The organism is Escherichia sp. E13S3, assembly GCF_004212325.1.
Taxonomy (GTDB): Bacteria; Pseudomonadota; Gammaproteobacteria; order Enterobacterales; family Enterobacteriaceae; genus Escherichia.
In genome coordinates this window covers 196,895-221,164 of record NZ_RHJR01000017.1, presented here as the reverse complement: position 1 = coordinate 221,164, position 24,270 = coordinate 196,895, and the positions used below count along the sequence as shown (strand labels likewise).

Below are 24,270 nucleotides of genomic sequence, written 5' to 3'. Positions count from 1 at the left end.
AATAAACCTTCTAATTATTTATTAAAAGTAACCAAGCTTGAATGAATCAATCCCATTATATGTTTAGACATTATTGGTGATACACTATTACCTATCATTCTGAAACTGTGCCATTTAGTATGATGAAATACAAACCAGTCAGGAAAACCTTGTAGACGAGCAGCCTCTCTTACGGTAATTACTCGACTCTCTACTGGATGTAATGGACGAACTGCCTGATAGCTCCCCTTATCACTGCCAGTCCCAGCTCTTAATGTTGGACATAATCCATCCCAAGCAAGGCATTTAGACTTGCTGATATGATCTACTTCGCCCGGTAGAATAGTTGAATATCTCTCTTTCACTTGTGCAGAATGAACAGTATTAAAGAATCCACTTACCATTCCTTCCTTAAGTTTCTCAAGCGCAGTTATCCATCCCAATCCTTTTGGAGGGTGTTGTCTCATTATTTTTGCATAATCAGATAAGGCGCATGGATCCTGTTTCTTATACTCCTTCCATCCTAAGTCATTTATATCTTGACTTTTTGAAGTACAGAGCGGAGTAGGTAAATCACTTATTGCATCTTTAACATTATTTTTTGTACCTACTGTCTTCTTTAGAATGTCTTCTGCTATATTAATAGCTTCTGGTACAAATCCTATTACTATAACTCTTTTTCTTTTTGTAGCTGCACCAAAATCTGAAGCATCAATAATTGTTGGCTTAATAATCTTATATTTTTTATTTAACGTATTTAATGCAGCTTCAAGCTCATGAATGTTCCTCTCATCCATTAATCCTTCGACGTTTTCCATGACGAAAAATTTGGGGTTTATTAAATTGACAGTCCTAAAAAAATGCTTCAAAAGTGAGCGTCGGGGATCATCTATATTTGAGTGTCCCATACGGCTATAACCTTGACATGGTGGGCCACCAATAACACCATCAATATTTTGCGACGCAATAATTTTGTGCCATTCATCTTTACCCATTAAAGACAAATCACCATTAATTACTTTTGTATTAGGGAAGTTGCGGGCGTAAGCCGATTGTAAGGTAGTATCAATATCAATTGCCGCTACAACTTCAAAACCAGCTAGTTTAGCTCCGAGTCCAAAACCACCACAACCGCAAAAGAGGTCTACAACTAAAGGGCGGTGTATCGTGCTCATATTTGTTCCGTGAATAATTAATGTTAATAATGAAAATATTATTTCGTATGTGAATGAATGTGGTTATTATATTTGCCTGCCCGATGATAATTCCACCATTAGTTCTAATCTTTATCAATACTATATTATTTCAGGTTTATTTGTCATTGGTAGAGCTTTTTTTGAGAATTTTAAAAAGAATATTATATTTATTAGTTGAGATTTTAGTTGTTGAGTGATATTCTTAGCGATAAAATTTATTGTTCATATCAATATATAATTCAAAATTATAATTAATGAATGAGTTATTTATAAAATGATTTAATTCTAAGTGTTGGGTTCTTACAGTACTTTGTTGATCTATCTAGAAATTCTTATTTTTGTAAGTATATCTTTTCCCTTATAGAACATTTGGAGTACGACAACAACTTCTTACCACAGGCTTGATTCAATCAGAACACTACATGCAAGTGTGCGGAAACCATGACCGCAAATGTCCTGCGTGGTGTCATAGCCCATCTAACGCACCACGTTGTTGATATTGTTTTCAAACGGAACAGCTAAATATTGGCAAGAAATACCCCGTCCACTCATCCATCAGCGGCACCCGCTTAGGCCACAACGTCCCACGTTTATACGCAGCCTCTGCCTTACCTGCCAACTGATGAGCTAACGCATGTTCAATTACCTCACGCGGGTAGTTGGTCGTTTCACCAGCCCAATCACGGAATGACGCTCTAAACCCATGTTGCGTTAAGTCGGTGTCTCCCATTCCTTTTAACACTGTTAGTAAAGTTGTATCAGAATTGATCTTCCCTGCGTAATGTGGACCCTGAATTCCAGAAGACAGTCATTTCAGGAAGATGGTGAGTTTTTAGCGCATCCTTTCCTGCTTGATAATTTTTTATAAATTAAATCAATAAATTACAATGCAACTGTGATTATATACAGTCATAATATTGTCTTTAGAAAAATTAAGGCTTGTAAAAAACATGGCTATCACTGCATGTAGTGGTTTTTTTGATGAAAGACTACCTAAGTGATGTTCATGCCTTCTTGGGGATTCGTTTCATGAGTAAAAACGTAAAACAGACTTCTGAAAATGTGGCTTCTACTGCTACAAAAACGCTGACTGATCCTAATGCCTCAGCTATCCAGAAAAGCCTCGCTGGTTCCGCGCTTTCACAACGTGGGTCATCAAACCAGACAAGTGGGCAAATGGAGCATAAGGCATCATCAGCTCTTGATAATCCACGTTCCTGCAAGTTAACGAAGTAACTTGCAGCCTCTGTTTTGGCACAATCAAACAAAGGGCGTAAGTTACAAATTACAGGGAGAGTAAAACCTCCCTGCGTTTTTTATTTACTGCGATTGTCTGCTTGCAGGAAGGCGATTATTGTTTCCGAACAAATTCAAACGGCCTTACTATCCCATCCCGATTTGCATCAAGATAATCTGCCCACCACTGTAACATCAATCTTCTCTGTTCAAGGTGTTTGGCCTTATGGGTGTAGGCAGCACGCACACTGTTGCTTTCCTTGTGGCTCATCTGAAGTTCTACTGCATCTTCAGACCATAGCCCTGATTCAATCAGAGCACTACAGGCCAGTGTGCGGAAACCATGACCGCAGATGTCCTGGGTGGTGTCATAGCCCATCTTACGCAGCGCCTTGTTAATAGTATTTTCACTCATGGGTTTGAACGAGTCATAACATCCAGTAAAAATTAATCCGGAGTCATTACCTTCTTCATAGGTAAGCTGACGGATCTCTTTCAGTATCTTAAGAGCCTGCCTGCAGAGGGGAACGAAGTGCTGGCGTTTCATTTTTGCACCACGCGTGGAATATTTGACGCGCTCAATCGCTTCACGTTTTTCTGGTATCACCCATAACTTACTGTTGAAGTCGATTTCTGACCATCGTGCATAGCGGAGTTCACTGGAACGAATGAAAATCAACAGATTGAGTTTAATCGCCAGTGTGGTAAGTCCACGGCCTTTGTAGGCATCAATACGTTCAAGTAACAGGGGGAGCTCTTCCAGCTCCAGTGCAGGACGGTGCTCAGTCTCTGGTTTCTGCACAGCTCCTTCCATATCGTAAGCAGGATTATGGCGCATAAGCTTTTGCTGGACGGCGTGACGCAGGATGGCAGTGATGTATTGCTTGATCCGCATGGCAATTTCAAGATAGCCAAGCGTTTCTGCTTTTTTAACCGGAACAAGCAAGTCACCTGTATCCAGATCTGAAACGTTGCTGTCGCCAATGTCCGGGAATACATAGGTCTCAAGGCGCTTCCATACCGTATCGGCGTAATCTTCTGACCATTTTGTTGGTGGCAAACCAGCTTCTGGCAACGACACGGAACGAACGGGTTTTATCCCGCTTTTCCTGCAGCGCTTTTTTATCAGCCTGTTTTTTAGCGTTAGGATCGATTCCCTGAGCAAGCAGCTTTTTGGCTTCATCACGTCGTTGTCTGGCATCAGCAAGAGAAACCGCAGGGTAAACACCAATGGAAAACACTTTCTGTTTACCATCGAAGCGATAGCCTAACTGCCAGTATTTTGAACCATTGGGATGCACAAGAAGGTAGAGACTAAATCCATCAGTGAGCTTGACGACTTTTTCCGCTGGTCTGGCATTTTTTACTTTAGTATCAGTAAGTGACATGACGGTTCCCTCCGCGTGCTGGTAAAACGCAAATCGAACCAGCTTTACCAGCATTTTTACCAACAAAGTAGTGTGGATTCGAGGGGTTTTTAACGAACGAGGGTGAACCTGAAGAAGGGGATAACCAGTTGATATAAATGCAGAAAGCAGACGTCAGTGAACGTCTGCTTTCCTTAAATTGGCTCCTCTGACTGGACTCGAACCAGTGACATACGGATTAACAGTCCGCCGTTCTACCGACTGAACTACAGAGGAATCGCTGTTGAGGCACATCTTAACGGCGAAAAATCTTTTGTCAAACCTGATTTTTAAATTTCTCAACCGTTTGCCGTTTCTATCAACAGTTTGTTGCATTTGCAGACAATTTGCTGGCGAAAATCTTTGCAGCTTTGCTGATTCTCCCTCATTATTTGAAATGTGGTTTCACTTTCTGCAATTAAGGTCAGTTTTGAATATCTCCTCAGCTTTACGCCAGTTTGTTCACGGCACTCGCTGGCACGCAAAACGTAAGAGCTACAAGGTGTTGTTCTGGCGTGAGATAACCCCGCTTGCTGTTCCTATCTTTATGGAGAATGCCTGTGTCCTGTTGATGGGCGTACTAAGCACGTTTCTGGTCAGTTGGCTGGGAAAAGATGCAATGGCAGGCGTTGGGCTGGCGGACAGTTTCAATATGGTCATTATGGCTTTTTTTGCAGCTATCGACCTTGGTACTACAGTCGTTGTGGCATTTAGTCTCGGTAAGCGTGATCGACGGCGAGCGAGGGTAGCGACACGGCAGTCATTAGTGATCATGACATTGTTTGCCGTACTGTTGGCAGCGCTTATTCATCATTTTGGTGAGCAAATTATCGATTTTGTTGCAGGTGAGGCCACGCCGGAGGTAAAAGCACTGGCGCTGACTTATCTGGAACTGACCGTCATCAGTTACCCTGCGGCGGCAATCACCTTGATTGGCAGCGGAGCACTTCGCGGCGCAGGGAATACGAAAATACCGCTTCTTATAAATGGTAGTTTGAATATCCTTAATATCATCATTAGCGGCATATTGATTTACGGTCTTTTCTCCTGGCAGGGGTTAGGGTTTGTCGGGGCAGGGCTGGGATTAACTATTTCCCGTTATATTGGCGCAGTCGCCATTTTGTGGGTTCTGGCGATTGGTTTTAATCCTGCGTTACGGATCTCGTTAAAGAGCTATTTTAAACCATTGAATTTCAGCATTATCTGGGAAGTCATGGGGATTGGTATTCCGGCAAGTGTGGAATCCGTATTATTTACCAGTGGCCGGTTATTAACACAAATGTTCGTTGCCGGGATGGGGACGAGTGTAATTGCCGGGAATTTTATCGCTTTTTCGATTGCGGCTCTTATCAATTTACCAGGAAGTGCACTTGGTTCTGCTTCTACAATCATTACGGGTCGAAGGTTGGGGGTAGGGCAGATAGCACAAGCAGAAATTCAATTGAGGCATGTGTTCTGGTTGTCCACTATTGGGTTAACGGCAATAGCCTGGTTAACAGCCCCCTTTGCCGGGATTATGGCGTCGTTTTATACCCAGGATCCGCAGGTTAAACATGTCGTTGTGATTCTGATTTGGTTGAATGCTTTATTTATGCCGATTTGGTCTGCCTCCTGGGTACTACCTGCTGGTTTTAAAGGTGCTCGAGATGCACGCTACGCCATGTGGGTTTCTATGCTGAGCATGTGGGGATGCCGGGTAGTAGTCGGTTATATGTTGGGAATCATGCTTGGCTGGGGTGTGGTTGGCGTCTGGATGGGGATGTTTGCCGACTGGGCCGTGCGGGCTGTGCTGTTTTACTGGCGAATGGTGACAGGGCGATGGCTATGGAAATACCCTCGTCCTGAGCATAAATAGTATGAAAAAAAGCCAGGTGTGTCGAAATAAACGACAAAGCGCAGATTATTTCAGCAAACGAATTCAAAATTAAAAAACAGGCTTTGACATTGTGGATGGGCATCGTTAATATTCACCCCGTTCTCGCGATTCCTCTGTAGTTCAGTCGGTAGAACGGCGGACTGTTAATCCGTATGTCACTGGTTCGAGTCCAGTCAGAGGAGCCAAATTTCTGAAAAGCCCGCTTTTATAGCGGGTTTTTTGCTTTGTTACTTAATCAAATCCTTCACATCTTTTCCTGACGCAAAGGATCTGAACTCATTATCGGAACGGTGGTTCATTAAAGGTCCGCAGTTTACGCGAATGCAGTCGGTCGCCTTCTGCGCGCAGCAAGTCTATCGCCCGAATGCCAATTTGCAGGTGCTCGGAAATTGCGCCTTCATAAAAACGGTTAGCCTGACCGGGAAGTTTAATCTCACCATGCAACGGTTTATCTGAAACACACAGTAGCGTCCCGTATGGTACGCGGAAACGATATCCTTGCGCGGCAATGGTTGCACTTTCCATATCAATCGCCACGGCCCGACTTAAATTAAAACGAAGTGCAGAAGCTGAGTAACGTAATTCCCAGTTCCTGTCATCTGTGGTTACTACAGTTCCAGTGCGTAGCCGCTGTTTAACTTCCTCACCCGGCCTGCCGCTGACCAGTTTGGTGGCGTCATAAAGTGCACGTTGTACTTCAGCAATGCTCGGAATAGGAATATCGGGGGGCAGAACCGCATCAAGAACGTGGTCATCGCGTAAATAAGCATGCGCAAGTACGTAATCTCCAATAGCCTGGCTTTCACGTAATCCTCCGCAGTGACCAATCATCAACCAGACATCCGGGCGCAGCACCGCCAGATGATCGCAGATAGTTTTGGCATTTGACGGCCCCACGCCAATATTAACCAGAGTAATACCCTGACCATCGGTAGTGATTAAATGCCATGCGGGCATCTGGTGTTTTTTCCATGCGAGGTCGGAAATTGCTTCTTCCGGTGCTTCGGTTTCAGCGGTGATCCAGTTCCCGCCAGCACAAGAAAGGGCAATGTAGGGGCTATGAGGATCAAGGATCTGGCTGCACCCCCAACGTACGAATTCATCCACATAACGTGTGTAGTTGGTAAACAAGACGAACGGCTGAAAATGTTCGACTGGCGTACCCGTATAATGGCGTAACCGTGCTAGGGAAAAATCTACCCGGCGTGCATCAAAATGCGATAGCGGGGAGAATTCCGTTGGATGATAAATGCCGTCTGCCGTTTCATCGCCAATTTGTGCCAGTTCGGTTGTCGGGAAATAACGAGTTAATCCGGCGCTCATTGAGCGATCAAGCGTCAGCTCTGAGCCGTCGATGACATAGGGATAAGGAATTTCATGCTCTGACGGTTGCACGGAAATATGTGCACCATAATCCTGGTACAGCAGAGTTAATTGTTCATTAAGATATGAACGAAAGAGAGCAGGGCGGGTGATGGTGGTCGTGTAGCTGCCAGCGTGAGTAAAACGACCAAACGCGCGTGTTTTGGGAGGGTTTGTTGCGCTACCGTCCCAGGTCACGGTCAGCGATGGATAGACAAAAAGACCGTGTTTTCGGGCGTTTTCATCAGGCAGTTCGCCACTTTTAATATATTTGCCAATGGCGTTGCGTAAAGCGACTACAGATTTTTCATACAGCGCGTCAAGTTTATCCAGTGCCTGAGCTGGGGTCAGACCGGAGCCCTTATTATTCATGTGTGTCTCCTGTTCCATGCAATTACCGCATTTCCGATAGTATGTCACAGGAATGTGAAACAAAAGTGTAAGGCGAAGATCGGACGATCTTCGCCACAACCTCAGGCGCGTTGATTGTCTTTCATTAACAACGCAGTTATTGCGGAAATCAGGCAGCCAGCCAGCAAATAAATGGCGACGCTATGCCAGTCTCCAGCAAAATAAGTAATCAGAGCAGCAGCAATAAAAGGTGTAAATCCACCGCCTACCACGCTGGCAACCTGATATCCGACGCCAGCGCCGCTGTAGCGATAACTGGCACCAAACATCTCGGTGAACATCGGCTGTTGCACGCAAACCACCATGTCATGCGCAATGTTCGCCAGCATAATGGAGAAGAAAACGATCCAGAAAATGGACTGTGCCTCAAGCGCTATAAAAAAAGGAAATGCGCTTAACGTTCCGATTATTGCGCCGGTGATATAAACCCTACGGCGACCAAAACGATCGGCAAGCCAGGCAAAACAGGGAATTGTCAGGCAGCTTAATCCACCCACCAGCAAACCAATATTGAGGAACAATTCGCGCGGCAGCCCCATATTCTGGGTCGAATAGTTAAGTGCAAAGGCGGTAACGATATACATTGTTAGCAACTCGCACAGTCGCAGCGCAATAATCTTAAGGAAAGCACCGGGATGTCGTAACAGAGCTTCGATAACCGGGATGCGTTTTTGCACTACCGCTTGATTATGCTGCTGTTGTTCAAATTCAGCGGACTCCTCCATGCCATTGCGCACCCACAATGCACCCAGCACCAGTACGATGCTAAACAGAAAAGGAATGCGCCAACCCCAGCTCAAAAATTGCTCGTCAGTTGTCATCATACTGATCAGTGACACCAGTCCGGTTGAAAGGAGTAACCCTACACCGTAACCAACTTGTACGCCGCTACTGTAAAAGGCTTTTTTGTTTTTGGGCGCGCTCTCAACGGACAGCAACGCAGCGCCTCCCCATTCGCCGCCAACAGCAAATCCCTGAATAGCTCGCAGCATCACCAGTAAAATTGGTGCCCACCAGCCAATAGTTGAGAATGAAGGGAGAATGCCGATCAATGCTGTGGCGATGCCCATCATCCAGACGGTAAGCATCAACATGCGCTTACGCCCCAGTCGGTCGCCGAAATGGCCGAAAATGACACCACCGAGCGGACGAAAAAGGAAACCGACACCAAAGGTAGCAAATGCAGCGAGCGTTCCCATTGCCGGGCTTACCTGCGGGAAAAACTCGCGATTAAACACCAATGCGGCAGTAATGCCATAGAGTAAAAAATCATACCAGTCGACGACGGCACCCGCGAAACTGCCTAACGCAGCGCGTCGGGCGCGACTTAACGAAAGCGTTCCTTCATCGGGACGCGTGGAGATGAGCGTGGAGTCCATAGTGATCCTGTTTGTACTGTCTTTTTATAATTAGTATGGAAAAGGTAACTCACATTGCCGTCGATCAATAAACGAACCTTATGAGACTACCGCGACAGAAAGCATCTGCAAATGTTTTTATGCCAGGAACTGAGGATGAAGGGCCGGGAGGGGGTAACGGTAATATGCTGGAAACGAAACATAATTATAGGTTCAGTTGCATGTCACAACCGCGTTGAACAGAAAAATGTGAATGCTAAAGCCGCAACGCATGCTCGGCTGATGCTATTTTTCTCTGATGGGTTTTTTTGAATTTTCCTAATGGGATTTGTGTCACTGACACCAGGCGAGCTAATTGCTTGAATGATTGGCGGAGAGAGGGGGATTTGAACCCCCGGTAGAGTTGCCCCTACTCCGGTTTTCGAGACCGGTCCGTTCAGCCGCTCCGGCATCTCTCCGTTCAGATGGTTGCCATGATGCCAGGAAATTTGGCATTTTAACAGTCCCTGTCCGTGCAATTTTGTTCAAGTGACGAGTTTGCGAGCAAAACGATGATTAAGTGGCCCTGGAAAGTACAAGAAACAGATCATGAAGATACGCTGCCATGGAAGGAAGCTCTGGCGATACCTCTTTTGACATGTCTGACAGAGCAGGAGCAAAGCAAACTAGTCACTCTTGCCGAACGTTTTTTACAGCAAAAAAGACTGGTCCCGCTACAAGGATTTGAACTTGATGCATTGAAAAGTAGTCGCATCGCCTTACTTTTCTGCTTGCCTGTTCTGGAGCTTGGACTGGAATGGCTGGATGGTTTTCATGAAGTGCTAATTTACCCTGCGCCATTTGTGGTGGACGATGAATGGGAAGACGATATAGGACTGGTACATAATCAACGTATCGTTCAATCAGGACAAAGCTGGCAGCAAGGTCCAATCGTGCTGAACTGGCTCGATATACAAGATTCTTTCGATGCCTCGGGCTTTAATCTGATTATCCACGAAGTTGCACATAAACTGGATACGCGAAATGGCGATCGCGCCAGTGGAGTTCCCTTTATTTCTTTACGTGAGGTCGCAGGATGGGAACACGATCTTCATGCGGCGATGGATAACATTCAGGAAGAAATTGAGTTAGTGGGCGAAAATGCCTCCAGCATCGATGCTTATGCTGCCAGTGACCCTGCAGAATGTTTTGCCGTGCTTTCCGAATACTTTTTTAGTGCACCGGAGCTTTTTGCTCCACGCTTCCCCTCGCTGTGGCAACGTTTCTGCCAATTTTATAAGCAGGATCCATTACAACGGCTACGAAATGCCAGTGGGCGAGACACCTATCCAGTACCAAATGTTCATTAAATATAAATTTTGTTGCTTAATTAACCGATTGAAATGGCTTGCGAATTTTAGTGTTGACACTCGCTGCGCTGCTAAGTAATATTCGCCTCGTTCTCACGATTCCTCTGTAGTTCAGTCGGTAGAACGGCGGACTGTTAATCCGTATGTCACTGGTTCGAGTCCAGTCAGAGGAGCCAAATTCAAAAAAGCCTGCTTTCGAGCAGGCTTTTTGCTTTTCTGCAAACGTGCTTTAGTGTTTGAATTTTTGTTAGAGCTTTCATTACGCTGTGACTGAAATTTTCGCGATAATCCTTTTCAGCGTATTGCTGAATTCATCCAAATTTATATGATCAATAGCCTTTCCTACCACAATCGTCTCTGAAATGTCGGCCAGGGCAGGCCAGCGAGTCTTATAATCAGCATACACGGCGATGACAGGAACATTATAAGCACTTGCCATGTGTAAAATAGATGTGTCTGGCGTTATTGCAAGGAAGGCATCTCTTATGATTGCTGCAGACCGCATTATTGAAGGTGATAACGACAAATGATAAACGTTATCAAAATGCCGGGTTAGTTCCAGGGCTGTTTCCGAACCTTTCGGACCATGAACAATGACAATTGGCATATCTGATTGTATTTTAATCATCTCGATGATTTTTTGTGCCATTGTTAGTGAAAATGTTCTCGCTTGCACGCTACCTTCTAAATTAAGAGCAATATATGAACCTAATGAATGCATCTCACAACGTACTTCTTTTAGCACTATTTCGCTGAGGGGCAATTCAAATATGGGCGGGGGCGCCGGAAATCCTACTTCTCGCATCATGAAGGCCCATGTCAGCGGTACTGGGGCGCGTAGTGACTGATCCATTTTCGACGCTGACTTACATATCGGTGAATAACATTTCATCGTTAAACCCACAACCTGTAAATTTGCATTGGCTCGTAAGTGACTAATAAATAGCATCGTCTTCAGGTTTTTCTTGCGCATTGCTTCAATACAAAGATCAGGAGTTCCATATTGTTCATTGATGTTTTTTGCTAATTTTTTTATTTCTTTAATACTGGCATGATCCTGCATTGTCATACTGACCAATGTTAATTTTGTTTGTTCCAGATGAAGTGCATCAAAAACAGATTTATTAATTGTTGATGTGACAATCAATAAGTGTTTTATTTTATGCATTTCAAGCGATCGGATTATTGGATAAATAGCCATTGCATCCCCAATTTGATCGGGAATGTGAATAACTACAAATTCACTTTTTGCAATATCAGTATCTTTGCAGCGATAATCATAATACGCAAATGCAATACGTCTGAAAAATGATACAAATGACATTTCCAACCTCGCTTCCATTCTGGTTAAAACGTGGTGAAGTTTATCAGATATGATTGATTTCTAAAATCGATAAATAATAACGTGAATATACTATATATTTATGGTTTATGTGTTAATCATTTTCGGGAATTATTATTCTGTTTAAAAACAGCTTGTGTCGCATTCTTCAGTCTGGGGGGCGTAAAGTGAAGGGAAGCGTTAAAAGGTCAGCAATTGTAGGTGGTCGTTTTCATGTCTGTTAAGTGGGGGAGAGCTACCCCCACTTTTACTCCACAGTAAGTGTCAGCCGATTAACCTACGTATGCGGCCAGCATCTCCTGTGCTGCCAGTTTGCCTAACGCATTTGCTGCGAAAGGACTGTCACCGGTTAAAAGTTTACGATCTTTGTGTACCCGGCCGGTAATATCATCATTGACGATGTTCATGCCCATTTTCTTCAGTTCTTCACCAAAGTACCAGGTCAGATGACCCGGCATGTAGCCAATCTCTGGCGTTTGTTTGTCTGCAGCGTCAGGGAATGCGCAAATTGAATAACCATTTAATGGGTTATCGCCGTGGCGAAGCGCCAGAAAGGCTGCCGGACCGTGGCAAAGGGAGATAACAAAACGGTCATTTTCAATTGCCCACCGCAGAGCAGCAGCCACGTCTTTGCTTTCTGGTAAACCAATGAGTGCACCGTGACCGCCAGGAACAAAGATTGCTGCGTATTCGCTGTCTGCGTTGAGGCTGGCAACAACATCTGCCAATTTTTTCGGATTGCGGAACAGAGATTTGTGCTGCTCAAAGAATGGCATCACTTTTTCATCTTTCCGCGGCATCGCCCAATATTCAAATTTTGTCATCAGGCCAGAAAGCGTCGCAACTTCGAACTCGAAACCAGCAGCATGCAGATGATATAACGGCAGCAACGTTTCAATCGGATGGTTTCCTGTTGAGAAGAGCTTACCATTATCGGTTGGCAAATAGCGTTCATCGGCGGCGATTACCAGGATTTTTTGCTTTCCGCTATACGGTTTTGGATAGTCTACCCCATCAAGATCAGAAATCGGGCTGGTATATTGGCCTAACGAATATTCTGACGGGAAGAAAGCATTATCTTCAGCCATATCGATTTGCGGATTCTTACTTTGTTGAACAGTCATAGTGTATTCCTTGTTGTTACTTATGTAGGTTAGTCACTATATTCGCGACTGAGCTGGTTGCTATTTTTAACCAGATAGGAAATTGGAGTCAATATATCGAAAGCGGTATGCAAGGGGGAGTGTGCGATGACTATGCTGCACTTGTGTAGGATATTAGTCATGCCAATTTTCTCCTTATTGCGTAAAGTGGTTGGAACTGGTGTTAATTTATTTTAGTCTATTTTTCAGAAATCATGATATTGACACCCTGGTAGCACAATTTTTAATTGTGGGGATTTTTTGTGCTCACGTGATGCTTAGAGCGGCGCCGGGGGGGGCTGACAACCGAGTGATTTGCCTGAGGCCTGCTTAAGATAGGTAAATGCTGGAGCAAAGAATCTCCCCGGAACATGCGATGAGAGTGTAAGTTAAGAAAATGAGATTATTAGCAAAAAAATAATCGTAAAACTGTCTGGCACGAAAGATTATCGCGAAAGAATGATGATCCAGATTAAGGTTTAACTGATGACAGATATGATTAATTACTTGTCATCAGATGTACTCTTTGCGCAATTTGCCAGAGGGAATGGGCTGGAGACTAAAGTGGGGCAGCAACGATAACTTTTCTAAAGATAATGACATAAATATAGCATTAAAAATATGCACTAATCATTCAAGCGCAGTTGATTAATATTGAATTTTTTCAGGGAATACCTATGTACCGAAATATTGTTATTCCGGTGAATGTTTTTTCTCGGGATGATAGAGAGCAAGCGTTTTTTCATGCGCAATTTTTCGCCAATGTTTCTTCTGGGCATGTTCACTTACTTGGCTTTATACCGGAATATTTAAGAGTTCTCGAGCGTGGGTATATTTCTGATATGCATCGTTTTAAAGAAGCTCTACGTGGGCAGGCTGTGTGCCGTTTAGCTCATATAGCAGAACAACTGGTTTTGCCTGAAGGATTTATTCATACATATGTTCATTTCGGAACTCTTCCGGAAGGGATAAAGGAACTTGCTGAACAACAACTGGCTGATGTTATTGTGCTGGGAGCTACGCAGGAATTAGGGTTTATCGACATGCTACGGCAGTTTAGCGTGCCGCTGTTGGTGATTTGATGTGGGATATAAAAAAGCCTGAATTCGATGAGGGACGAACTCAGGCCGATATTATGTTTTACAGTTACGTGCCGCGGCGCGTTGGCTGATTAGAACTGGTAGACGATACCAACTGCAAACTGGTCATCAGTTGCGGCATCGGTAATCGCTGCATCATCTTTATCCAGCAGGTTAAATTTGTATGCTGTATAAACGTTCATGTTCTTATTGAAGTAGTACCAGGTACCAACTTCGATATAATTTACGCGGTCAGCATCAACACCTTTATGTCCATCACGAGCATAAAGATCTTTGCCTTTGGAAAATACGTAGCCTAAAGACGGACGTAAACCGAAGTCGAACTGATACTGTACAACAGCTTCAAAGTTTTGGGTTTTATTTGCAAAACGATCATTAGCCAAAACGGTCATGTTGCGGGTTTCACCGTACATCATTGCTGCATAGATATTATTTGCATCATACTTGGCTGCTAATGACCACACTTCAGCGTTATCACCGTAGCCGTCACCAGCTTGTTCATTAGTACGATCAGATTTGCTATATGCACCGACAAAACCAAAACCTTCGATGTTGTAGTCTACAGACAACGCATAGCCATCACCGTTTTGTTTAGTAACGCCACGATTGCTGTTCTTACCTTGATATTGAACAGCAAAATTCAGACCGTCAACCAGACCAAAGAAATCAGAGTTACGGTAGGTTGCAACACCGTTGGTACGACCGTTCATGAAGTTGTCAGCGGAAGCCCAGGAATCGCCACCCCATTCAACTAACATATCGGTATAAGCTGCGGCATTATAGGCAACACCGTAGTTACGACCGTAATCGAAAGATCCAAGTCCGTTATATTTCAAACCAGCGAAGGTTAAACGAGTTTTTTCTTGGTTAGAACCTTCAGGCTTGCTGGCGTCAAGGTTGTATTCAAACTGACCAAAACCAGTCAGTTCACTGTTGATTTGAGTTTCACCTTTTACGCCAAAACGAGCATAGGAGGTATCTTCGTTTTCGCTGTTATTATCATCAGTGTTCGACCAGATGCGCTCACCAACCATCTTGCCGTAGAAATCAACTTTATTGCCATTTTTATTATAAATTTCAGCCGCATTTGCTGCGCCAGCAACTAATAACGCCGGGACCAGCATTGCCAGAACTTTTCTTTTCATTATGTATTCCCTTGTGATTATAATCTTCATGAATATATCAATAAGTGCCGTTATCCAAAAAAAAGCACATTTGGATACTATTCTATGAAGTTCATTTTATTTTAAAGATTACATGTAACAAATGTATTTAAAAGATTTCAAAATGTTTCCATTCTATTTAATATAATTCATGATTATGAATTTCAGACATAAGCATTCATCATATTTATATATGTATATCAATTGGTTATTGTTCTTTTGGAAGGATAGCTTGCGTCAATGGTTGTTGAGCTAAAGACTGAGTGTGATCTACTGCACATAAATAAATGCATAAAAAAAGCCGGCATCATGCCGGCCCAAAAAATATAAACAAGACGATAAAAGGCTAATAACGTAGTCATCATGACACAGAAAACAAAAAAGGTATAATTGTATTCAATGCCTATATATTCAAAATATGAATTAATCAATTATGCCCAAACAAAAAACAAATGCCTTCTGACTTGTTTTTTCTGCACATAATGTCACTGGTTAAGATTCATATATTTGTTCAAAAAATGAGAGAGACTTGACTGGCTCGACCGATGTGGAAAAATGTGACTTTTATCACATAACAGTATAAGTCTGAATTTTCCGGGTTATCTCAAAATGGAGTATGGTTCGACAGCAATGGAAGAAAGACTCTCGCGTAGCCCTGGCGGCAAACTGGCTTTATGGGCTTTCTATACCTGGTGTGGTTATTTTGTCTGGGTAATGGCGCGTTACATCTGGGTAATGAGCCGCATCCCCGATGCCCCCGTGTCTGGATTTGAAAGTGATTTAGGTTCAACTGCGGGAAAGTGGTTAGGTGCATTGGTGGGATTTTTGTTTATGGCCATGGTCGGTGCGTTGTTAGGCGGCATAGCCTGGTACACGCGACCTCGACCCGTACGTAACAGACGCTATGAGTAAAAACTGCTAAGGTTGCGACTCTTTGGCAGCGGAGCGCATATGGACTTACAACACTGGCAGGCACAATTCGAGAACTGGTTGAAGAGCCATCATCAGTATCAGGACGCGGCCCATGACCTGTGTCATTTTCGCCGCGTCTGGGCGACGGCACAAAAACTGGCGGTAGATGAAGACGTGGACATGCTGGTGATTTTAACCGCCTGTTATTTTCACGATATCGTGAGTCTGGCGAAAAATCATCCGCAACGGCAGCAATCTTCAATGCTGGCAGCAGAAGAGACGCGTCGCCTGCTATGTGAAGAGTTTGCGCAATTTCCAGCGGAGAAAATAGAGCCCGTTTGTCATGCTATTGCCGCACACAGTTTCAGTGCGCAAATTACGCCCTTAACGGCGGAAGCTAGAATCGTGCAGGATGCGGACCGGATGGAAGCCTTAGGCGCAATTGGCCTGGCGCGTGTGTTTGCGGTTTCAGGCGCGTTGGGTGTGGCGCTGTTTGATGGCGAAGATCCGTTCGCGCAGCATCGGCCGCTCGATGATAAACGCTACGCGCTGGACCATTTTCAGACCAAGCTGCTAAAACTACCGCAAACGATGCAGACCACAAAAGGTAAACAACTGGCGCAACACAACGCCCGTTTTCTGGTGGAATTTATGGCCAAACTTAGTGCGGAACTGGCGGGGGAGAATGAAGGTATCGATCACAACGTGATTGATGCGTTTTCGCCAGCTGGCTGCGCGCGTGGCCCTAAACCGATGTAATTATGTTAACCTGTCGGCCATCTCATATGGCCGGTTAAATCTATGCAGGAAAATATTTCAGTAACCGATTCATACAGCACCGGGAATGCCGCACAGGCAATGCTGGAGAAACTGCTGCAAATTTATGATGTTAAAACGCTGGTGGCGCAACTTAATGGTGTGGGTGAGAATCACTGGAGCGCGGCGATTTTAAAACGTGCGCTGGCGAATGATTCGGTATGGCACCGTTTAAGTGAAAATGAGTTCGCCCACCTGCAAACGTTGCTACCCAAACCGCCAACACATCATCCGCATTATGCGTTTCGCTTTATCGATCTCTTTGCCGGGATTGGTGGTATCCGTCGCGGTTTTGAGTCAATTGGCGGTCAGTGCGTATTTACCAGTGAATGGAATAAACATGCGGTGCGCACCTATAAAGCCAACCATTATTGCGACCCGGCGACTCATCATTTTAATGAAGATATCCGCGACATTACCCTGAGCCATAAAGAGGGCGTAAGTGATGACGCGGCGGCGGAACATATCCGTCAGCACATTCCTGAACACGATGTTTTACTGGCCGGTTTTCCTTGCCAGCCGTTTTCACTGGCTGGCGTATCGAAAAAGAACTCGCTTGGGCGGGCGCACGGTTTTGCCTGCGATACCCAGGGTACGTTGTTCTTTGATGTGGTGCGCATCATCGACGCTCGTCGTCCGGCGATTTTTGTGCTCGAAAACGTTAAGAACCTGAAAAGCCACGACCAGGGTAAAACGTTTCGCATCATCATGCAGACACTTGACGAACTGGGCTATGACGTTGCCGACGCAGAAGATAACGGCCCGGACGATCCGAAAATCATCGATGGCAAACATTTTCTACCACAGCATCGTGAGCGCATCGTGCTGGTGGGCTTTCGTCGCGATCTTAATCTGAAAGAAGATTTCACTCTGCGTGACATTAGCGATTGTTTCCCGGTGCAGCGAGTGACGCTGGCGCAGTTGCTGGACCCGATGGTCGAAGCGAAATATATCCTGACGCCGGTGCTATGGAAGTATCTCTATCGCTATGCGAAAAAGCATCAGGCGCGCGGTAACGGCTTCGGTTATGGGATGGTTTATCCGAACAATCCACAAAGTGTCACGCGCACGCTTTCTGCCCGTTATTATAAAGACGGCGCGGAAATCTTAATCGATCGCGGCTGGGATATGGCAACAGGTGAGAAAGACTTTGACGATCCGCAGAATCAGCAACATCGCCCACGAAGATTAACGCCTCGCGAATGCGCGCGTCTGATGGGCTTTGAAGCGCCGGGAGAAGCGAAATTCCGTATACCGGTTTCTGATACGCAGGCCTATCGTCAGTTCGGTAATTCGGTGGTAGTACCGGTCTTTGCCGCGGTGGCAAAACTGCTCGAGCCAAAAATCAGACAAGCGGTGGCGTTGCGTCAGCGAGAAACACAACATGGCCGATGTTCACGATAAGGCCACGCGTAGCAAAAATATGCGCGCGATTGCCACGCGCGATACGGCAATCGAGAAACGTCTCGCCAGCCTGTTAACTGAGCAGGGGCTGGCGTTTCGTGTTCAGGAGGCCAATCTTCCCGGACGTCCGGATTTTGTCCTTGATGAATTTCGCTGTGTGATATTTGCCCACGGTTGCTTCTGGCACCATCACCATTGTTATCTGTTTAAAGTCCCCGCCACGCGAACAGATTTTTGGCTGGAGAAGATTGGTAAAAATGTCGAGCGCGATCGGCGCGATATCAGTCGTTTGCAGGAACTCGGCTGGCGCGTGTTGATTGTCTGGGAATGTGCGTTACGCGGGCGGGAGAAATTAACGGACGCGGCACTTACCGAGCGTCTGGAAGAGTGGATCTGCGGCGAGGGCGCCAGCGCGCAGATCGACACTCTGGGGATTCATTTACTCGCTTGATGCATCCTGAACGACGGGAGCGACAACGGGTTTTGCCGGGAAGAGATATTTCCCCAACGTGACCAGCACCACGGCGAAAACAATCACTCCTAGCGCCAGCCATTCAATCTTCGACAGCGTTTCGCCGCCCAGACCCGTACCCAGCAATACCGCGACCACGGGATTAACATAGGCGTAGCTGGTGGCCAGAGCCGGACTGACATTGCGGATTAAATACATATAAGCGTTGATGGCGATAATCGAGCCAAACAGCGTCAGATAGCCGACTGCAAGGAAACCAGCAAGCGAAGGGACTGCTGTCAGTTTTTCACCCGCAATCATCGACGCAATCATTAACACTACGCCAGCCGCCAGCATCTCAATGGCACCTGCCATCATCCCTACCGGTAAGGTAATGCGCGAGCCATAAACCGACCCAAACGCCCAGCTAATTGAGCCGATTAAAATCAGCATTGCACCCCACGGGTTACCGCTTAAATTACCGCCACTATTGAGCATGATGATCCCGGCAAGCCCAATGGCGATACCCACCCATTCCAGTTTGCGCGTTTTAATGCCAAACAGGCGGCTGAAGCAAAGAGTAAAGAGTGGCACCGTTGCCACCACCACGGCGGCAATGCCGGAAGGGACGTTTTGATGTTCGGCAACCGTCACCATACCGTTACCGACAGCCAGCAGTAACAGGCCAATAAGCGCGGCGTTGAGCAGGGGACGTAGCGGCGGCAATTTGTGCCCACGCAGCAGTAAAAACGCCATCAATAAAATACCTGCTGCCAAAAATCGCACCCCCGCCATCATTAACGGTGGCCAGCTTTCAACGCCAATCCGAATGACAAAATAGGTCGAGCCCCAAATGATATACAACGCAAACAGCGCGCCAAAAAGCGGTAACAACTGGCGGAAACGCATAATCCCTCACGGTGGAAATAAAAAGGTGGTTCATAGTAAACGTGAAAATCATTCTGCTGGCGAGAGATATAATTGAGCTTGATTGTTAAAAAAATGTTGACCTGTGAAGCAAGTATCAGGCAAGCCGATTTTGCTTCATACTTAGCGCGTCAACGATAAAAATGAGAGGGAATGCTTTTGGCCGGGAGTAGTTTATTGACGTTGCTCGATGATATCGCCACTTTGCTGGACGATATCTCCGTGATGGGCAAGCTGGCGGCGAAGAAAACCGCCGGTGTATTAGGGGATGACTTGTCGCTTAATGCGCAACAAGTTTCAGGTGTGCGTGCCAACCGGGAACTTCCTGTGGTCTGGGGCGTGGCGAAGGGATCGCTAATCAACAAAGTGATTCTGGTGCCGCTGGCGCTGATCATCAGTGCATTTATCCCGTGGGCAATTACGCCACTGTTGATGATTGGTGGTGCGTTTCTCTGCTTTGAAGGGGTAGAGAAAGTGCTACATATGCTGGAGGCGCGTAAACACAAAGAGGATCCGGCGCAGAGTCAGCAGCGTCTGGAAAAACTGGCGGAGCAAGACCCGCTCAAGTTTGAAAAGGACAAAATAAAAGGGGCCATTCGCACCGATTTTATTTTGTCTGCGGAAATTGTCGCCATAACGCTGGGCATTGTGGCGGAAGCGCCGCTGATTAATCAGGTGCTGGTGCTCTCAGGGATAGCTCTGGTGGTAACGATTGGCGTGTATGGCCTGGTGGGGATTATCGTTAAGATTGATGACCTGGGCTACTGGCTGGCAGAAAAGTCCAGTACGTTGATGCAGGCATTGGGTAAGGGGCTGTTGATTATCGCGCCCTGGCTGATGAAAGCATTATCGGTTGTCGGCACGCTGGCGATGTTCCTGGTGGGTGGCGGCATTGTGGTGCATGGCATCGCGCCGCTGCATCATGCCATTGAACATTTTGCCGAACAGCAGAACGCGCTGGTGGCGATGATATTACCGACTGTTTTAAATCTGATTCTTGGATTTATCATCGGTGGCATCGTGGTGCTGGGAGTGAAAGTGGTAGCGAAAATGCGCGGCCAGGCACATTAAAATTCACATTGGCTGTTATGCAAAATTCGCCATCCTCGACTAAGGTGAACAAGTTTCACTCGAAAAAAGGAGGCGAGTATGAGCTTTATGGTTAGTGAGGAAGTCACGGTAAAAGAGGGCGGCCCGCGGATGATTGTCACCGGGTATTCCAGCGGTATGGTTGAGTGCCGGTGGTATGACGGTTATGGGGTCAAGCGGGAAGCTTTTCATGAAACCGAGCTTGTTCCGGGGGAGAGGAGTTGTTCGTCGGAAGAAGTTTGAAAGTGTGCAATTAACACCAGGCCGGATAAGGCGTTCACGCCGTATCCGGCAGTTGTGCCAGCGTCTGCATGGAGTGCCTGATGCGACGCTGTCGCGTCTTATCATGCCAGGGTTATACAAATAATCGATATCTGGCGATAGAATCAAAAGTAGGCCGGATAAGGCGTTCACGCCGCATCCGGCAGTCCTGCCAGCGTCAATATCGAAGGCCTGATGCCTCGTATCATGCCAACATTATAAAATTATCGTTGTTTGGCGGTACGCTATCGCCAGGTTATGCCAGAATCATTAAAAAGCAGGTTGGGAGTCGTCAGGGTGCAGCACGAGACAAAAATGGAAAACCAGAGCTGGCTAAAAAAACTCGCGCGCCGCCTGGGGCCAGGTCATGTCGTTAATCTGTGCTTTATCGTGGTGTTGATCTTCTCCACTTTGCTCACCTGGCGTGAAGTCGTGGTGCTGGAAGACGCCTATATCTCCAGTCAGCGTAATCATCTGGAAAACGTTGCCAACGCGCTCGATAAGCAATTGCAATATAACGTCGATAAACTGATTTTTTTGCGTAATGGAATGCGTGAAGCCCTTGTTGCGCCGCTGGATTTCACCTCTATGCGTAACGCTGTTGTCGAGTTTGAACAACATCGCGACGAGCACGCCTGGCAAATCGAACTCAACAGACGACGCACTCTGTCAGTAAACGGTGTCTCGGATGCGTTAGTGAGCGAGGGAAATCAGCTGTCTCGCGAAAATGAATTACTCGACAATGAAATTACTGCCGCACTGGAAGTCGGCTACTTACTACGACTGGCGCACAACTCTACTTCGATGGTTGAACAGGCGATGTATGTCTCCCGCGCCGGATTCTACGTTTCGACGCAGCCGACGTTGTTTACCCGAAATATCCCTACGCGTTACTACGAATTTGTCACACAACCCTGGTTTATCGGCCAATCAGAACGAGAAAATCGTCAACGTGGCGTACGTTGGTTTACCTCTCAGCATGACCATAACAATGTTACTGAACCGCAGGTCACCGTAAGCGTGCCGGTCGACAGTAATAATTACTGGTATGGCGTGTTGGGGATGAGTATCCCTGTGCGCTCAATGCAGCAATTTCTAAAAAACGCTATTGATAAAAACCTGGATGGCGAGTATCAGCTCTACGACAGTAAACTGAAATTATTAACTTCCTCTAACCCGGAACACTTGGCGGAGGATCTCTTTGATCCTCGAGAGCTGGCATCTCTGGCGCAGGATATGGAACACGATACGCGCGGTGGCATCAGGATGAGCAGTCACTATGTTAGCTGGGAGCGACTGGACCATTTTGACGGCGCATTGGTGCGCATTCATTCGCTCAGTGAAGGTGTGCGTGGTGATTTCGGCAGCATCAGCATTGCGTTAACCCTTCTGTGGGCGCTCTTTACGACGATGTTACTTATCTCCTGGTATGTGATTCGCCAGATGGTCAGCAATATGTTTGTCCTGCAAAGCTCGTTGCAGTGGCAGGCGTGGCATGACACCTTAACGCGCTTGTATAACCGTGGCGCATTGTTCGAAAAAGCGCGTCCGCTTGCCGAATTGTGTCAGATACACAAACATCCGTTTTCTGTCATCCAGGTCGACCTTGACCATTTTAAAGCGATTAATGACCGCTTTGGTCATCAGGCAGGCGATCGTGTGCTGTCGCATGCTGCCGGATTAATCAGTCATTCATTGCGTTCACAGGACGTTGCCGGCCGCGTGGGCGGCGAGGAGTTTTGTGTGATTCTGCCTGGTGCTAACCTGGCGCAGGCAACGGAAGTGGCCGAACGTATTCGCCTGAAGCTGAATGAAAAAGAGATGTTGATCGCCAAGAGCACGACCCTACGCATCAGTGCCTCGCTGGGGGTGAGTAGCAGCGAGGAAACCGGCGATTATGATTTTGAACAATTACAGTCTCTGGCCGACCGACGGTTGTATCTTGCAAAACAAGCGGGGCGCAATCAGGTTTGCGCCAGCGATAGCCCTTAACTGGCCGTGAAAAAGTGATCCAGTCCTTCGCGCCAGCCTTCCGGTCCTTCTCGCTGTGTCCGCAAGACACGGGCCGGATCCTCATTTTGCAAATGCACGCCTTCCCGGTTTAGCCCTTTTACAATCACCGCATAATCCATCACTTCCAGTAATGGTGCGTCATTTGGGCCATCGCCTAAGCCAAGCGTGGTCGGACGTTTTCCACTCGATTGCTGATATGCCGCAATGATCCAGTTGGCTGCCTGATCTTTCCCGGCTGAGACATCCAGCACATGCCAGAAACGCGCACCTTGCACAAATTGCAAGCCCAGTTCATTCAGGCGAGCGGTAAATTGCGCCATCCGCTCGTCACTGTCGCGCCAGATAAGCGTGACAGAAGCCTCATGCAACTGCGTCAGTGCTGCCTGGCTGTGGCTTAAGCCAGTCCATTCAGCGATGGTTGTATCATCGACGTCATCAAAGGTGGTGAATTTGAAGTGTTCTTTCTCACGCAGCGTATTTAATACCAGGCTGATTTCACTATGAGCAATCCCCGAGATGATGCGCGGAAAGCCGTCCAAATCCTGCCAGTGTTGATCCAGTTGGATCACCGCGCCGTTCTCTGCAATGAGTGACAATCCTTGCAGACCTAACATCTTTTGCAGGTACAGCATCTCAGCCGAGGTTTTACTACTACACAGGATCACGGGGATCTCCGCTTCCCGCAGGCGGATTAACCAGGAGGCGGCAGGTTGCCAGTCATAGCTATGACTGTCCAACAGGGTGCCATCAAGATCGGTAAAAATCAGCAGCGGTTGATGAATTGAAAGCATGATCGCGCAGTACTCCCCTTGCCTGGATGTTTCTTAAAACAGCACGAATAATAAAAAATCGTTTTTCGGGAGCGATCACGTGAACGCCAGAGCCTTCAAGGGGTGACGTGGATCACACTTCCATTCATAAGTGACGTTAATCATTCATATCAAGAATATTTTCTTGTCAGCCTAAAAAATTGCGGATAAGGTGATGAACGCATCAGATTTCCTGGTGTAACGAATTTTTTAAGTGCTTCTTGCTTAAGCAAGTTTGATCCCGGCCCCAACAAGGGCCGGGATTTTTTTATGACGCATTTAGCGATTCACTTCAGAGACGCTAAAGTCATGAATATCAAGTTCAAAGGCATCGGCTAATTCACGCCATGTATGATATTCACGGCCATCGACGCTGACGTGTTCTGAATCGTTCTGGCTGCGATGAACTTCGCTTTCGCTAATTTCATTGATCGCCGCCAGCAGGGCATCGACATCGACGCTGACCTCACCTTTTGCGGTATCGCTGTACTCTTTTGCGGTTTTCATCATCTATCCTCGCAACCGTTGCTTATATGTTGCTGCCGACACGTCATGTCAGCCAGGCATTTCTTAAGTATAGACCGTTGAGAAAATCAGCACTCGCACGCGCCTGGCGCTGTCAGAAAAACGAAATTGTTCTAAACTGGCACAAAGCCACAGGAGGAAAA

General features: G+C 46.3%; 22 protein-coding genes, 4 tRNA genes and 2 pseudogenes. 13 read left to right on the top strand and 15 right to left on the bottom strand.

Annotated elements, in window-relative coordinates:
* Positions 1-14 precede the first annotated feature (14 nt).
* The 3 genes and pseudogenes from D9597_RS17420 to D9597_RS23375 all read right to left on the bottom strand — a co-directional run.
* On the bottom strand, positions 15-1,154 hold the full coding sequence (locus D9597_RS17420; protein ID WP_130223649.1) for a DNA cytosine methyltransferase: 1,140 nt from the start codon (positions 1,152-1,154) through the stop codon (positions 15-17).
* Positions 1,155-1,568: 414 nt separating this feature from the next.
* Positions 1,569-1,682: pseudogene (locus tag D9597_RS23380) on the bottom strand (integrase); the annotation flags it as partial.
* Positions 1,681-1,938, bottom strand: a pseudogene (locus D9597_RS23375) (integrase); the annotation flags it as partial. The pseudogenes D9597_RS23380 and D9597_RS23375, both read right to left, overlap by 2 nt.
* A gap of 266 nt (positions 1,939-2,204) precedes the next feature.
* Between D9597_RS23375 and D9597_RS17405 the strand changes: the two are divergent.
* Positions 2,205-2,411, top strand: a complete 207-nt coding sequence (locus tag D9597_RS17405; protein ID WP_130223708.1) for a hypothetical protein — start codon at positions 2,205-2,207, stop codon at positions 2,409-2,411.
* Between the two features lie 115 nt (positions 2,412-2,526).
* Here D9597_RS17405 and D9597_RS23370 read toward each other — a convergent pair whose 3' ends face one another.
* The 3 genes from D9597_RS23370 to D9597_RS17395 all read right to left on the bottom strand — a co-directional run bounded on the left by D9597_RS23370 (position 2,527) and on the right by D9597_RS17395 (position 4,054).
* On the bottom strand, positions 2,527-3,225 hold the full coding sequence (locus tag D9597_RS23370; RefSeq protein ID WP_240780439.1) for a site-specific integrase: 699 nt from the start codon (positions 3,223-3,225) through the stop codon (positions 2,527-2,529).
* Positions 3,226-3,415: 190 nt separating this feature from the next.
* Complete coding sequence (locus D9597_RS23365; RefSeq protein WP_240780436.1) at positions 3,416-3,799, bottom strand: Arm DNA-binding domain-containing protein; 384 nt, start codon at positions 3,797-3,799, stop codon at positions 3,416-3,418.
* A 179-nt stretch (positions 3,800-3,978) separates the two neighbouring features.
* Positions 3,979-4,054 (bottom strand) — tRNA-Asn (locus D9597_RS17395).
* A 160-nt stretch (positions 4,055-4,214) separates the two neighbouring features.
* On the opposite strand from D9597_RS17395, the gene yeeO reads away from it, so the two are divergent.
* Together yeeO and D9597_RS17385 are read left to right on the top strand one after the other, a co-directional pair.
* Entirely contained in the window at positions 4,215-5,672 is a 1,458-nt protein-coding gene (yeeO, locus tag D9597_RS17390) for a toxic metabolite efflux MATE transporter YeeO (RefSeq protein WP_346461564.1), read from the top strand.
* 130 nt (positions 5,673-5,802) lie between these two features.
* Positions 5,803-5,878, top strand: a tRNA-Asn gene (locus tag D9597_RS17385).
* A 94-nt stretch (positions 5,879-5,972) separates the two neighbouring features.
* Here the strand turns inward: D9597_RS17385 and amn are convergent.
* The 3 genes from amn to D9597_RS17370 form a co-directional block, all read right to left on the bottom strand.
* The gene (amn, locus tag D9597_RS17380; RefSeq protein ID WP_130208633.1) at positions 5,973-7,427 is read right to left on the bottom strand and encodes an AMP nucleosidase; all 1,455 of its coding nucleotides are present in this window, start codon (positions 7,425-7,427) and stop codon (positions 5,973-5,975) included.
* A gap of 101 nt (positions 7,428-7,528) precedes the next feature.
* Entirely contained in the window at positions 7,529-8,845 is a 1,317-nt protein-coding gene (gene shiA, locus D9597_RS17375) for a shikimate transporter (RefSeq protein WP_130216433.1), read from the bottom strand.
* Positions 8,846-9,192: 347 nt separating this feature from the next.
* A tRNA-Ser gene (locus tag D9597_RS17370) sits at positions 9,193-9,282 on the bottom strand.
* A gap of 93 nt (positions 9,283-9,375) precedes the next feature.
* Between D9597_RS17370 and mtfA the strand changes: the two genes are divergently transcribed.
* Together mtfA and D9597_RS17360 are read left to right on the top strand one after the other, a co-directional pair.
* Positions 9,376-10,173 carry a DgsA anti-repressor MtfA gene (mtfA, locus tag D9597_RS17365; protein WP_130216435.1) on the top strand — a complete coding sequence of 266 codons (798 nt, stop codon included), beginning with the start codon at positions 9,376-9,378 and terminating at the stop codon, positions 10,171-10,173.
* Positions 10,174-10,273: 100 nt separating this feature from the next.
* Positions 10,274-10,349, top strand: a tRNA-Asn gene (locus D9597_RS17360).
* An 83-nt stretch (positions 10,350-10,432) separates the two neighbouring features.
* Here D9597_RS17360 and D9597_RS17355 read toward each other — a convergent pair.
* Entirely contained in the window at positions 10,433-11,497 is a 1,065-nt protein-coding gene (locus D9597_RS17355) for a glycosyltransferase family 9 protein (RefSeq protein ID WP_130223706.1), read from the bottom strand.
* A 290-nt stretch (positions 11,498-11,787) separates the two neighbouring features.
* Complete coding sequence (hchA, locus tag D9597_RS17350; RefSeq protein ID WP_130223645.1) at positions 11,788-12,639, bottom strand: glyoxalase III HchA; 852 nt, start codon at positions 12,637-12,639, stop codon at positions 11,788-11,790.
* A gap of 695 nt (positions 12,640-13,334) precedes the next feature.
* Between hchA and D9597_RS17345 the strand changes: the two genes are divergently transcribed.
* Positions 13,335-13,739 (top strand): universal stress protein, encoded by a 405-nt coding sequence (locus D9597_RS17345; RefSeq protein WP_130216439.1) that lies wholly within the window; start codon positions 13,335-13,337, stop codon positions 13,737-13,739.
* Between the two features lie 89 nt (positions 13,740-13,828).
* On the opposite strand, the gene D9597_RS17340 is transcribed toward D9597_RS17345, so the two are convergent.
* Entirely contained in the window at positions 13,829-14,902 is a 1,074-nt protein-coding gene (locus D9597_RS17340) for a porin (RefSeq protein WP_130223643.1), read from the bottom strand.
* A gap of 648 nt (positions 14,903-15,550) precedes the next feature.
* On the opposite strand from D9597_RS17340, the gene drpB reads away from it, so the two are divergent.
* The 4 genes from drpB to vsr are packed head-to-tail and all read left to right on the top strand — an operon-like array spanning position 15,551 to position 18,503.
* Complete coding sequence (drpB, locus tag D9597_RS17335) at positions 15,551-15,832, top strand: cell division protein DrpB (protein WP_254446237.1); 282 nt, start codon at positions 15,551-15,553, stop codon at positions 15,830-15,832.
* Positions 15,833-15,871: 39 nt separating this feature from the next.
* Positions 15,872-16,591 (top strand): phosphohydrolase, encoded by a 720-nt coding sequence (locus tag D9597_RS17330; RefSeq protein ID WP_130223641.1) that lies wholly within the window; start codon positions 15,872-15,874, stop codon positions 16,589-16,591.
* A 42-nt stretch (positions 16,592-16,633) separates the two neighbouring features.
* Entirely contained in the window at positions 16,634-18,052 is a 1,419-nt protein-coding gene (dcm, locus tag D9597_RS17325; RefSeq protein WP_130223639.1) for a DNA-cytosine methyltransferase, read from the top strand.
* The gene (gene vsr / locus D9597_RS17320) at positions 18,033-18,503 is read left to right on the top strand and encodes a VSPR family DNA mismatch endonuclease (protein WP_130223637.1); all 471 of its coding nucleotides are present in this window, start codon (positions 18,033-18,035) and stop codon (positions 18,501-18,503) included. The genes dcm and vsr overlap by 20 nt, the downstream gene beginning before the upstream one ends.
* On the opposite strand, the gene yedA is transcribed toward vsr, so the two are convergent.
* Positions 18,492-19,412, bottom strand: coding sequence for a drug/metabolite exporter YedA (gene yedA / locus D9597_RS17315; RefSeq protein ID WP_130223635.1), 921 nt, complete (start codon positions 19,410-19,412; stop codon positions 18,492-18,494). The genes vsr and yedA overlap by 12 nt on opposite strands.
* Before the next feature lie 171 nt (positions 19,413-19,583).
* Between yedA and D9597_RS17310 the strand changes: the two genes are divergently transcribed.
* The 3 genes from D9597_RS17310 (at position 19,584) to dgcQ (ending at position 22,772) form a co-directional block, all read left to right on the top strand.
* Positions 19,584-20,501, top strand: coding sequence for a DUF808 domain-containing protein (locus tag D9597_RS17310; protein WP_130223633.1), 918 nt, complete (start codon positions 19,584-19,586; stop codon positions 20,499-20,501).
* A gap of 78 nt (positions 20,502-20,579) precedes the next feature.
* Positions 20,580-20,762 (top strand): DUF2158 domain-containing protein, encoded by a 183-nt coding sequence (locus tag D9597_RS17305; RefSeq protein ID WP_130216455.1) that lies wholly within the window; start codon positions 20,580-20,582, stop codon positions 20,760-20,762.
* A gap of 315 nt (positions 20,763-21,077) precedes the next feature.
* On the top strand, positions 21,078-22,772 hold the full coding sequence (dgcQ, locus tag D9597_RS17300; protein ID WP_130223631.1) for a cellulose biosynthesis regulator diguanylate cyclase DgcQ: 1,695 nt from the start codon (positions 21,078-21,080) through the stop codon (positions 22,770-22,772).
* Here the strand turns inward: dgcQ and D9597_RS17295 are convergent.
* Together D9597_RS17295 and yodD are read right to left on the bottom strand one after the other, a co-directional pair.
* Positions 22,769-23,584, bottom strand: coding sequence for a mannosyl-3-phosphoglycerate phosphatase-related protein (locus D9597_RS17295; RefSeq protein WP_130223629.1), 816 nt, complete (start codon positions 23,582-23,584; stop codon positions 22,769-22,771). The two genes, dgcQ and D9597_RS17295, sit on opposite strands and share 4 nt — an antisense overlap.
* Before the next feature lie 297 nt (positions 23,585-23,881).
* The gene (gene yodD / locus D9597_RS17290; protein WP_130223704.1) at positions 23,882-24,109 is read right to left on the bottom strand and encodes a peroxide/acid resistance protein YodD; all 228 of its coding nucleotides are present in this window, start codon (positions 24,107-24,109) and stop codon (positions 23,882-23,884) included.
* Between the last annotated feature and the right edge of the window lie 161 nt (positions 24,110-24,270).